Consider the following 13,079-nt stretch of genomic DNA (forward strand, 5'->3'; position numbering starts at 1 on the left):
TGTTTATTTTTTTATAATTATTTACCTATGTTGAATCTAATATATGTCATTATTTCCCATTCTGAACCATTTGGAAAGCCAACAGGACTTACTATTGGTTCAGCATTGAAAGATCCAATTGGTGTAGCGTTTGGAGAATATCTAGGAGAAAATTCATTTAAAGATCTCCAAATACCTCTAATACCAATTTGTGTGCTTGGTAAAATATACCATTCTGGCTTACCTAAAGTCGTAGATAAATCGAGCATTAATTGTAGAGGGAAAGTCAAGTTAAAATCTCTATGATAATCGAAAGGTCCCCAATCGTTTACTTTTACATCACCATTAATAATAAATTTTTTGTAGAAAACATTAATATTGGCACCCATTCTGTTTGTAAGTAACCTATCAGAATCACCTTGAGCTTGACCATTACCATAATAAAAAGAGCCTACCATTCCAAAATCAGGACTTAATTTTGATACTAATCTAGCGTGTGCTTCCCAAAGGTCTTCTGCTGGAACAGAGGTTCCAAAAGCAAAAAATTCTCTGGTGTCAAGAAAACCAATATGCGCATCCATTGTTGTTGGTAAATGTCTGAAAACAAAACCAGCACTCATTGCAAACTTTGCATCCTCAGCTTTATTGTTATCCCAATCATACATGTAAGTTCCAGGAGTAGGATCGTAGGTAAATAGAATTTCTGCAGCAGTTGTCTCTCTGTTTCCTCTTACAGCAAAAGGGTCATCAATAACATTTCTTAAACGACCTGGAGCGTCAACGTTATTTGGCATTGGATCTACCAAAGGTTTTTGCCATAAAAAATTAGGAGCTATTTGCCATTTCCCAATGTTGTAAGTTAAACCTGTGAGAAAGTTGCTTTGGTTGCCGCTTCCGTTATCTTTCAGTTTCCATCCAGTAAAAGTTAAGGTTGGATCAGCTCCACCATTTGCAACAAGTCCCATCACAGAACCTTGTGCGTACCAGTTAAATTTTCCTGCAGAATAAGTTAACTTCGCTTTACCACCCCAATTATCTTCTGAATTAACTTTATCTACAACTACTTCTCCATTATCATTAATATCTTGATAGGTACTACCATTCAATGGTCTTCCTGCCCAAATACCTCCCAATGTAATTCCAAAACTACCAAGGTCGCGTTCGAAAGCCAAAGTTGCTCTTTCAGTAGGCCATGGTGGAATAACACCACTTCGTACTTGATTTGGATCGAGAATTCGTCGGCCATTTTCGTCAAATTCTAAAGATGTTTCGACATCTCTGTGATAAATACCTGTTATATCCCATTTTTCTATAGTTTTACTATATTTAAAAAGCATTGTTGGATTAGCTCCCCACCACAATTGAGGACCAAACGCAGCTTTCAGACCGTCTAATTCACCTTTTGCGTCAACTTCTATTCCTGATATAACACCACCATAAATATCTAAATTTGGACCATAGTTAGCTTCAGGATACAAGCCGAAAATATCTCCTTCGTAACCCCAGTGATAATGACCTGTTCTATAAAACCCTCTTAAGTCAAATAATTCGTTATTCCATTCAAATTCTGCTTGATAAAGTGCTACTCTATTAATATCATCTTGAATAATCTGACCATCGTTAGTTTGAAGTGTAACTGGTCTTGCACGATTTTCATAGAAAATTTCGTTAATCGGATTTTCAGCAATCTCACCTATAATATTGAAATCGGCATTAAACCTAACATTTGGAGCAGGCTTTCCACCTACGCCAATAAAATATGACTGCATTTGGTCAAATCCAAGTTGATTTGGATAAGTATTATCATCAGGGTTTGGATTATCTGGAGTAGTAATTAAGCTACCACCAGTATAAAATGTAGATAAATGCGCTGCAACTCTACTGATTTCAACTTTTTTAGCATTTCCACCTCCCATTGCTGCTTTATCTCCTCTAGCTTTTAAAACTGCATCCATCAAGGAAATATTACTAAAATAGTTATCGACAAAATCAGCATCGACTCCTTCTGCGTATGGGTCTAATTTATGAGCTTCTTTTAATGCATAGTATGATGCACGTGGATATAAGTCGTACAAACCTCTTGCATTTGTAGCACCTTTTGCACAAATCCCAAACCATTCTTCATTCATATTATTTTCACCCTCTTCATGGTCTCTGTCGTAACCTCCATTTGACCAAGATGCGTTGCTATCATGAACATCAAGGTTTTTGGTTTGTCCATACTTCCACCAGCCATCGCTAAATTGAAAAGTGAAACCACCTATGGAATTACCAGCTTTTCCAAGTCCGGCAGCATTTTCATAGATATCTTTCCAATTGTTTACCATGTAGTAAGCCTGAGATTTCTGATCTTCTTGATTTTCAATAGCATTAAATGCATCGGCTCCAAATTCTGTAAATAATACTGGTTTACCATAGACTTCTTTGATGGTTTCAAATGCATCACCAAAAGATTTTCCTCTATACATATTTGTTCCATAAATATCTACATCAGGACATTCTTCAGCAATAATTTCTAGAAATAGAACATCTCCGTTACAAATTGCTACTGGTAATGAGCTGTTAATCTCTTTCATTTTAATAGCAGCTTCATTCATTAATCGATACATCGGACGTCCTCTATTCTCTCCAACAGCTTGTTTTTGATCTTCTTCGTCAGGAAAATCCTCAGTTTCAGCGCCAGCCCAAAACAAACCGTAATTATTTTCATTTCCTAAAAGGAAAAGCAAAAGACCTGGTGTTCCTTTATAATCTTTAGCCAATTTAGTGACTTCGGAAAGAAGTAATTTTTCGGTAGCAGGATCATCATATTTAGTAACTGGTGTCCAAACACCATCGATAGTCAAACCGTATCTACCAAAAGAATGATTAAGCATTGTGTAAATGCCATAATTTTCATAAATATATTTTATCCATTTTGGTTGAATACCAGTATAAAGTCTTATTGTGTTGACTCCCATATTTTTGAGTAAACCCATCTCGGAGTCAAGGGCTGCTTTAATTACTTCATCTGATTGATTCCATAAACTGTAATTAAAATTTGTTCCAATAGGAAAATAATCCCAGTTCATACCGTTTACGATGAAGTCTTTACCATCTACCTGTAGCTTCATGTCTTGGTTTTCGTTTACAACTTTTACTTTTTGTGCTTGAGAAAAACTCAGTGATGTGAAAAGCAATAGTGTGCTTGCAATTAGAAATTTTTTCATATTTTAGAATATTGTAAATTCATTATTTTCAAACTTAAAGGTTTTAGTTGTTAAATATTCAAAAAAATACACTACAAAAAACATACACTGTATTATTATATCAATTTTTATACATTATTCATAAAAATATTCTAAATAGCTACAATACTGGGATGTTAAAGCCATCATAAAAACAGGCATAAAAAAACAATTATCAGGTTTGTATAGGTGTTGTAGGGTTTTTTTTAGTTGTTGTAAAGGTCTTTTTTTTTAATATGCAGGTCAAAAATCGCTTTTTATGATGATTTTCGTGTCTCTTCGAAATCGTTGTCGATAAAATTAAAACTGAAATTTTAGAGTAAAAACTATATAAATCGATTCTGAAAGCTATTTAAATTCAAAAATTTTAGAAATTATTTGGTTTTTAAAACTAAGTTTAAAATGAAGCAGGATTAAACTTAGTTTTAAATGTGATAGATAGAAGTTGAAATAAGATTAATGTATTTATAATTCAAATGAATTGGAAAGGTCAGCTTGAGAATCTTCACCAACGAATACATTAAAGCTGCCTTTTTCAACTAAAAATTCTCCTTTAGTGTTGTAAAACCCCAGATGTTCGTCTTTAAGTTTAAAGTTGATTATTCTATTTTCACCAGCTTCTAATTCAACTTGCTCAAAGCTTTTCAATTCTTTTAAAGGCCTTGTAACACTAGCAAATTCATCTTGAATGTACAATTGAACAGTAGTTTTTCCTTTTCGCTTTCCTGTGTTAGTCACTTTTACTGAAATTAAAACAGTGTTATCTTCAGTATAAGTATTTTTAACTTTTAGATCTTCAAAACTAAAAGTAGTATAGCTCAGACCATAACCAAAAGGATATAAAGGTGAATTTTTTTCGTCTGTATAATGTGACCAAAATACCTCACCAGGAGAAGGAAGTTTAGGTCTTCCTGTAGATTTTTGATTATAATAAATAGGAACTTGTCCGACATGACGTGGAAATGTCATCGGTAATTTTCCGCTAGGATTATATGCTCCATAAAGTACTTTAGCAATAGCGTTTCCACTTTCAGTACCTAGATGCCAAGCCTCTACAATAGCGGGAATATGCTCGTCTGCCCATGGTAAAGCAAGCGGTCTTCCGTTTTGCAAAACCAAAACAATATTCTTATTGACTTTATAAACTTCCTCCAAGAGCTCCTGCTGAACGCCAGGTAAATCGAGTCTAGTTCTACTTCTTGCTTCTCCACTTTGTAAACCATGTTCACCTAAAACCATAATTACAACATTTGCTGATTTTGCTGCTGAAATGGCTCTTGCAAAGCCGCTTTTATCTATATTATTCACATTAAGTTCTCTTGTGAAAGAAACTTCACCAGTGACAACATCTGCTCCCTTTGAATAAGTATAATTGTTTTTATCATACTTTTTTAAACCTTCAAGAACTGTGATGGCTGTACCTTCGTCTGCACCTAATCTCCAGCTTCCTAATGGGGACGTTTTGTCATCGGCTAGAGCTCCAATGACGGCAATATTTTGACCTGAGGTTTCTAAAGGAAGTAAATCGTTTTCATTTTTAAGTAAAACAATTGACTTTTTTGCCATTTCAAGAACATCGTCTCTAAATTTTGTATTGTATAAAGTCTCTTTTTGTCTTTCAACTGAACAATATTTGTAAGGATCATCAAAAAGACCAAGTTCATATTTTACTTTCAATATTCGTCTTACCGCATCATCAATTAATTTTTCATCAATTTCACCATCTTCTACTAAAGTTTTAAGCTCTTCAATATAATGATAAGATTCCATATCCATATCAGAGCCAGCAATTACTGCTTGTTTAGCTGCTTCTCGACCGTCTTTAACAAAACCATGAGCAACCATTTCACCAACGGAATCCCAATCTGAAACCACAAAGCCTTCGAAATCCCATTTTTCTTTTAGAATTTCTCTTAAAAGGAATTCATCGCCCGTAGCAGGAACACCGTTTAGGACATTAAAGGCATTCATAAAAGATTTTACATCTGCATCGACTGCTGCTCTAAAAGGAGGAAAAACAACATTGTACAGAGTTGAAGTACCAATATCTACAGTGTTATATTCCCTACCTGCTTCTGCAAAACCATAAGCAGCAAAATGCTTGGCAGTAGCAGCAATTGTATTTAATGAAGACAGATCGTCACCCTGGAAACCATTAATTCTGGCTTTTGCAATTTGGCTACCTAAATAAGGATCCTCTCCTGCGCCCTCCATGGCTCTACCCCATCTGGCATCTCTGGAAATATCTACCATTGGAGCGAATGTCCAATTTATTCCTGCAGCTGAAGCTTCTTCTGCGGCAATTTCTGCAGAACGTTTCATGGCTTCGAGATCCCAACTTGCAGCTTCAGCAAGAGGAATTGGGCTAATGGTTTTATAACCGTGTACAACATCAAAACCAAACAAGAGTGGAATACCAAGTCTAGACTCTTCCACAGCCATTTTTTGTACAGCCCTTACATTTTTAACCCCATGAACATTGAGCATAGATCCTACCATACCGCTTTTGATATGTTCTAACTTTTTGGCTGTTCTTCCCTTGTCAGGTTGTGGTCCTGTGAAATCCATGAAACCACTATATTGATTCATCTGACCTATTTTTTCTTGTAAAGTCATTTTCGACAGAAGTTCTTCCACTTTTTGGTCAATTTTTAATTCTTCTGTTTTATTATTTAAAGAAGGGTTTTGCTGGCAACTAAAAAAAAGAATGCCAACAAAACCCAATAAAATTAATCTCATAAACAGTTGTGCATTTTGATTTAAAATAAATAAAGTTGCTCATGTTACTAATAATCTATGAATTGTTTTTAGCTACAAAACTTTAAACATGAACAACTTAAATACAAATTACGAAAGAATTTTTGAAGTATTACAAAAGATATCAAAACAACCACTACTAATTTAACACCGACGACGTCCAAAACTGAGTGACTTAGAGCTTATAAGCTTATTTTCAACTACTAAATTTGTAGGCATAAATAGTAAAAATTGACTTATTCAGAAGACTTCCCTCAAGCTTTACTTATAAAATTGATTTAGTTTGTATAAATTTACTTTTGATAGAAATATCAATAACATTAAAATCAACATTTTTTAAAATACACAACTGGTTTTACAATTCAAGGATATAATTTGTCAAGCTATCATTTCGGCTTAAATCCATTTTTTTTCGCAATCGATATCGCTTAACTTCAACGCTCCTTGTTGAAATATTAAATAGTGGTGCAATTTCTTTAGATGAAAGATTTAATCTCAAGTAAGCACATAGCTTAAGGTCATTAGGTGTTAGTGATGGATGCTTAGATTTTATTTTTTTCAGGAAGTCTTTATCCGCATTATTAAATGCTTCTTCAAAAAATTTCCAATCGTCAGAATTATTCAAATTACGGTTTATTACTTTAAGAACCTTGTCTAGCTTGTCGTCCTTAGTTTTGACCATCTTCAAATCACTTTTTATACCTGAAAGAAATTCATTCTTTTTAATTAAACTCATAGTAGAAATAGCTAATTCTTTATTTTTATTCTCTATATCTTGTTTGAGTTTTTCATTATTAATCTTCATGATTTTCTGCTTGCTTTCTAAGTCTTTTAGCTCAAGTTCTTTATTGGCTTTTTCTTGTAGTTTACGCTTCTGCTTTTTATAATATTGTTTGTAGAAAACGTGAATCACTATTCCTAAGATTATTAGAACCAGTATATAAAATGCAATCATGAGATTACTTAAATAAAATGGTTTTAAAATTGTAAATGAAAAGGTAAGGACTTCACTTATATTATTTTTACCGATTCTTGATCTCACTTTAAAAACATAATCTCCGTGTGGTAAGTTTTTGAAGCTAACTTCACTTTCTTTTTGCCAATTACTCCAATTAGGTGTGTAATTTTCGAGTTTATATTGATACTCTGTTTCAAAAGACGCTTCGAAATTGTATGAACTAACATCAAAATTTAGATTGTTGTTTTTATATTTTAATTCATGTTTATTAGTCAAACCAGAAATTACTTCATCCCATTTATTTTGTACACTTATAGAGTTAATAAACACCTCTGGCTTAGGTTGTGTGAAATCCTTCAAATTTAAAAGCTGGTATCCATTGCTATTTCCCAACAAATAAGTATCCGGATAAATAAGGCTAACATTCTCGTAGCCTGAAATTTGCTCACGATTTCCATGGTTTAAAGGAATATGTTCTATTATAAATTCATTTTTAACAGAACTAGGAATAAGTAAGGTAATATCAGTCTGAGAAAATACCCAAATCCTATCATCTTCAGTTTTAACCAACCTTCCAGAAGTATATGTTTCTGGATCATAAACAGATGATAATTTTGCATTTTTTATAAAGGTTGAACTACTTTCATCGTAAGTAAATATTCCATTTTTAAAAGCATATAAAATTTTGTCCTGATATTTTATAATTGAAGAGTACAAACCTTTTGGTACAGAGCTATCCTTTTTTAAATCAATAACTTCTGTTAAGTTTTGATTTAAAGTAAGTTTATAGACGCCCTTATATTCATGGTTAACCAGGATAGTGGTGCTATCTATAAATTCGAAGTATTTAGTTGAAATATCAAAGCCTTTAACTTTATTGACATAGGTAAGACTATCATTACTTTCTCTTTTTAAAATGTGTAATCCATTATAATTTCCAGATATGATCGTTGAATCATTCGCCGCTCTAAACATCCATGTTCCTTGCAAGTTTTTAATGAGTTTTGCTTTATTTCCTTCAATCTGAAATGTCCCTACATTATGACCGCAGAGTAGGATGTTATCATGTTTAAATAATGACCAGACCTGACCTTTTGTACCTTTTATAAATTTGAATTTCTTTTCTGAAATGTCACGATAAAACAAGCCTTGATTTGTGCCTAAATATATTGTATCCCTAAAATTGACAGAACAATATACCGTACCAAGTTCTCCATTATCATCATTATAGATAGAAATACTTGAACTCTTATTAACACAATTAATACCGTTATCAAGGCCAAGCCATATATTAGAATTTTGGTCTTCAAACAAATTTAAAACAGTATTGTTTGTTAATGCATTTTCTTGTGTAAGTTGGTATTCTACTTGTTTATTATGCAGCTTTAGCAATCCGTGTGAAATTGTTCCTAAATAGATTTCACCATTGTCAAGTTGAATACTACTATAAATAGAAATTTTTGACCAAATTTCCTCGAAATTGTCTGGTATAAATTCCTCATTAGTTTCTAGATTTATAATTCCATTATACTGGGTCTGAGCATAAAGTTCATTGTTAATTTTGTACAAATTAATAAGTAAGCTATTCTTAAAAATTTCAGAAGTATTTACAGCGACCTCTTCACCATTTACTTGTTTAAATATTCCCTTATTGATTTTATGATAATAAAGAATATTATCAATCACCACCATTTTGCTAATTCCAAAATTCGAGGTGATTATATCAAACTTATTGTCTAAAGTATTATAAAGATAAATCGAGTTAAGTGATTGAAAAACGATATAATGTTCAAGTTGATCAATTTTCCAAAATTGTTCGTCTTCTAATAAGTCAAGATCATTAGAAAGTGACTGGTATTGATAATCACCCAAACTGTCTTTTGTCCATACGCCAAAATCCATATACGCTCCGCTGTAAACTTTATTTTCTAAAGCAAAAACAGACCGTAAAATTGTTTTATTAGGAGAATCTTTCAATTCCCATTTTTCACCATCAAATTTTAGTAAACCTTTGCTATTTGCAAAAAAAATATTTTTTTCTGCAGTTTGAGTAATAGACCAATTTTGATTATCAGCACCATAATCACCAGTCGAATATTTTGAAACAGGCGGCAGTTCTTGAGCTACCATATTTGCTGTCAAGCATAATAAGAAACAGCTCTTGATAAGTAATAAAATACTTTGATTCAAAAGATCAACATTATTTTTCCCATATGTCTTCAAGTTCTTCAAGTGATTTATTTTTAGTTTCAGGTATAAATTTATAAGTAAAAATGATGATAAATATGATGAACCCAATGAAAATGAAATACGGCAGTGAACCATTCCAAAAAGAATTCATATTGGTTTCGCTTTCAGAAATAACTGGAAAAAACTGTGAAACCAAATAATTAGTTGCCCACTGCGCTGCAACTGCTATAGACATAGCTGTACTTCTAATTCTATTGGGAAACATTTCTGACAATAATACCCAAACCACTGGTCCCATAGACATCGCAAATGAAGCAATAAAAAGCAGGACACCTATCAAAGAAATTATTCCTACACTTTCTTGTTGAAGTGATACGCCAAGCAAGAGAAAACCCGTAATCATACCAACAGATCCAATATAAATCAAAGGTTTTCGCCCAAACTTATCTACAGAAAACATGGCAATAAATGTAAAAACTAGATTAACCGTTGCCAGAAGTATTTGTTGCTGAAGTACGTCATCTTTGCCAAAACCAAGCGCTTTTTCAAAAATATCTGCTCCGTAATATAATACAGCGTTAATTCCTGTAAACTGCTGAAGCATAGATAAAACAGTACCTATTATGATGATTGATAGTATTGTTTTAGAAAAGAAATTGACATTCTTCTTTTTTTTGTTTTCTTTAATTGAGTCGTTAATTTGTTTAGATTCTAACTCAGCAAGTTTTTCACCATGTATCTTAACCAATGTCTTTTCAGCTTCTTCAGGTTTTTCGTTCAAATAAAGCCAACGTGGGCTTTTAGGAACGAAAAATAATAAAATCAAAAACATGGTACTAGGAATGAGTTCTGACCAAAACATTCTGCGCCAACCAAATTCAATATTTTCAGCGACGCTCAAATTTTTCCCAATTAAATAAGTCACAAGAAAAACTATGAAAAAACCAACCACAATTGCCAGTTGATAAAAGGTAACAAGAATTCCACGTTTCTTAGATGGGGCAATTTCAGCAATATACATAGGCGCACACATGGAAGCAATTCCAATTCCTAAACCACCTAGAATTCTAAAAAAGACTAACAATGATACAGATTCAGGTAAAAACGCTGGCAAACCTGAACCCCAAGCAGAAAGTGTAAACAAAACCGCAGAAATTATAAGTGCATATTTTCGACCTATTTTAGCACTTATGTATCCAGCGGCAAGTGCTCCAAATAAACATCCAAGAAGCGCACTTGCAACAACCCAACCTTTCATAGTTGAATCCAAATCAAAATACTGACTCAAAAAATATTGAGCACCGTTTATCACTCCAGTATCAAAACCAAATAATAGGCCTCCCAAAGCTGAAACCGATGTGATTAGTATTAAATATAACTTCCTGTTCATTATTGTTAATTTTAAGTTAGCAAAGTAATAAGATTTTACAGACTGTATAGTCTATATTTTTAGAATCTGTCCAATGTTTGGTTTTTGTATAGGTAAATGAACACGAAAACTATAACGATTTAGATGTCGCAAGTTAAATAAGGTTAAATCATATAAATTGTCCACCACTTTTAAGTAAATTTCAATCAAATCTAAGAAAAATTTATGGATCAAATTAAAGCTTATGGAGCTAAGTCTAGTGATGCTGATTTAGCAGAATTAGAAATAAAAAGAAGAGATGTTTTAGCAGATGATATCAAAATTGAAATCGACTATTGTGGTGTCTGTCATAGTGATATTCATCAGGTCAGAAACGACTGGAAAAACTCAAGATATCCTGTTGTTCCAGGGCATGAAATTATTGGACGTGTCACTGAAATTGGTTCCAATGTAAAGAACTTCAAAAAAGGTGATGTGGTCGGTGTTGGTTGTTTAGTTGATTCTTGTCAGGAATGTGAAGCCTGCAAAGACAACTTAGAACAGTACTGCGAAAATGGAATGGTAGCCACTTACAATGGTAAAGATGAACATTTGGGTGGACATACTTTTGGTGGTTATTCTGAAAACATTATTGTTAACAAAAAGTTTGTGCTAAGCATTCCTAAAAATATTGACATCAAAGCCACACCTCCATTACTTTGTGCAGGAATTACAACTTGGTCACCTTTAAGACAATGGAATGTTCAAAAAGGAGATAAAGTTGGTGTTGTTGGTCTCGGTGGTTTAGGACATATGGGAATCAAGTTTGCTCACGCTTTAGGTGCACATGTAGTAATGATTACCACTTCCCCAAACAAAAGTGAAGATGCTGAAAAACTAGGTGCTGATGAAGTCTTGATTTCAAAAGATGAAAAACAGATGAAAGCTCACGCCAACTCATTTGATTTTATATTGAACACAGTCCCAGTTGGTCATGATGTTAATCCATATTTGAATTTACTAAAACGCGACAAAACAATGTGTTTAGTTGGTGCTATAGAACCACTTAAAGAGGTGAATGGTGGCGCTTTGATTATTAAAAGAAAACGCTTAGCTGGTTCACTTATAGGTGGGATTGAAGAAACCCAAGAAATGTTGAACTTTTGTGGAGAACATAATATTGTTTCAGATGTAGAAATGATAGATATTCAAAACATCAATAATGCTTACGAAAGAGTCGTTAATTCTGATGTTAAGTACAGATTTGTTATTGATATGCAATCCTTGAAAAGCTAAGAAACCCTTTTAGAAAAAACCAAACTCCCTTTCGAAAATTAATTCAAAAGGGAGTTTTTTTATTCCTTATATTCCCACTTTTTTAAAGTCTCCAAAGAAGTATAATCTAACATTTTTTCATGGCAAGATTCTAATTTAAGATATAGTGGATATCCAGCTTCCTTACTTTTCAACCAAACGCCCATACAAACGCACCACCAGTCTCCAGGTTTTAATCCAAGAAAACTCCATTGTGGTTTTGGAGATATAAGGTCATTACCTCTAGATTTATTCCAATCCAAAAACTCTTTTGTAACTTTAGCTGCCACGATATGCAAACCAGGATCTTGTTCAGAATACTTACAAAACCCATCTCTAAACGCACCAGTCATAGGGTCGTAAGAACAAGATTTTAGCGCTGAACCTAATACATTTTTCATAATTTTTCTGAATTTGCTCTAAATTAATAAAATTAGTCAACTTCACTTTCTCTACTTGCTTCTAAAAGAATAAACCAGTCTTGCAAACTTAGCTCTATAGATAAAGCTTCGTGAAGTTGTTTCAATCTTGAATATTGTGTTGTCCCAACTACAGGAACTATACCAGCGGGATGCTTTCTTAAAAATGCTACTGCAAGTTGAGATCTGGTGCATTTGTATTTTGATTCTAAAGTGGTCAAAATCTCATCTAAAGTTGAGTTTTCTTTCTTCAGAGTATTTATTTTACCCAAGGGACTCCAGGCCATAGGTAGAATGTTATCAGATTTATATTGAAGTAGTGTGTCGTCCATAAAAGGATTGCAATGGGTAATTGAGCATTCCAACTGATTTACTTCAACAGGTATGAGTTTAGCTAATAATTCTATTTGTCTTAAGCTAAAATTAGACACGCCAAAATGCTTAATTTTGCCCTCGCTTTTCAATTGAGTTATCGCTTCAGCAATGTCTTCAAGATTCATGAGTGGACTGGGTCTGTGCAATAGAAAAATGTCTAAATAATCCGATTTCAAATTAGAAATAGATTGTTCAGCTTGTGTTTTGATATAATCAAAATCATACTGATAATGTTTCACGCGATTTCCACGAACGTCATCAACAAGTTGTATTCCACATTTAGAAATCAATTGAATGGATTCTCGATCAATATCACTTTGCGCAAAGGCTTTTCCAAATTCAGCTTCAGTAGTATATCCGCCATAAATGTCTGCATGATCAAATGTGGAAACTCCAAGACTTAAACAGTCTTCGATTTTGCTTGTCATTTGATTAGTAGAAAATTGCCTTCCCCACTTTCCCCAGGTCATGCAACCTTGAATAAGATTAGATGCGTAGATAATATTTATTTT

The 13,079-nt window shown here is 33.2% G+C and carries 7 protein-coding genes and 1 pseudogene; 2 read left to right on the plus strand and 6 right to left on the minus strand.

The window, feature by feature from the left end:
* Window positions 1-17 precede the first annotated feature (17 nt).
* Together EIG86_RS09520 and bglX are read right to left on the minus strand one after the other, a co-directional pair.
* Complete coding sequence (locus EIG86_RS09520) at window positions 18-3,188, minus strand: glycosidase (RefSeq protein WP_127845940.1); 3,171 nt, start codon at window positions 3,186-3,188, stop codon at window positions 18-20.
* A gap of 483 nt (window positions 3,189-3,671) precedes the next feature.
* Window positions 3,672-5,945: a beta-glucosidase BglX gene (gene bglX / locus EIG86_RS09525; RefSeq protein ID WP_127845941.1), complete on the minus strand. Its 2,274-nt coding sequence runs from the start codon at window positions 5,943-5,945 to the stop codon at window positions 3,672-3,674.
* An 88-nt stretch (window positions 5,946-6,033) separates the two neighbouring features.
* On the opposite strand from bglX, the pseudogene EIG86_RS14380 reads away from it, so the two are divergent.
* Window positions 6,034-6,241: pseudogene (locus tag EIG86_RS14380) on the plus strand (IS982 family transposase); the annotation flags it as partial.
* Window positions 6,242-6,318: 77 nt separating this feature from the next.
* Here the strand turns inward: EIG86_RS14380 and EIG86_RS09530 are convergent.
* Window positions 6,319-9,111, minus strand: coding sequence for a helix-turn-helix and ligand-binding sensor domain-containing protein (locus EIG86_RS09530; RefSeq protein WP_127845942.1), 2,793 nt, complete (start codon window positions 9,109-9,111; stop codon window positions 6,319-6,321).
* 10 nt (window positions 9,112-9,121) lie between these two features.
* Window positions 9,122-10,501 (minus strand): sugar porter family MFS transporter, encoded by a 1,380-nt coding sequence (locus EIG86_RS09535; protein ID WP_127845943.1) that lies wholly within the window; start codon window positions 10,499-10,501, stop codon window positions 9,122-9,124.
* Between the two features lie 204 nt (window positions 10,502-10,705).
* Here EIG86_RS09535 and EIG86_RS09540 point away from each other — a divergent pair, with 204 nt between their 5' ends.
* Entirely contained in the window at window positions 10,706-11,755 is a 1,050-nt protein-coding gene (locus tag EIG86_RS09540; protein WP_127845944.1) for an NAD(P)-dependent alcohol dehydrogenase, read from the plus strand.
* A 59-nt stretch (window positions 11,756-11,814) separates the two neighbouring features.
* Here EIG86_RS09540 and EIG86_RS09545 read toward each other — a convergent pair whose 3' ends face one another.
* Entirely contained in the window at window positions 11,815-12,174 is a 360-nt protein-coding gene (locus EIG86_RS09545) for a DUF2237 family protein (RefSeq protein ID WP_127845945.1), read from the minus strand.
* Between the two features lie 32 nt (window positions 12,175-12,206).
* On the minus strand, window positions 12,207-13,076 hold the full coding sequence (locus tag EIG86_RS09550) for an aldo/keto reductase (protein ID WP_317129931.1): 870 nt from the start codon (window positions 13,074-13,076) through the stop codon (window positions 12,207-12,209).
* Window positions 13,077-13,079 lie beyond the last annotated feature (3 nt).

Source organism: Psychroflexus aestuariivivens (genome assembly GCF_004010055.1).
Taxonomy (GTDB): Bacteria; Bacteroidota; Bacteroidia; order Flavobacteriales; family Flavobacteriaceae; genus Psychroflexus; species Psychroflexus aestuariivivens.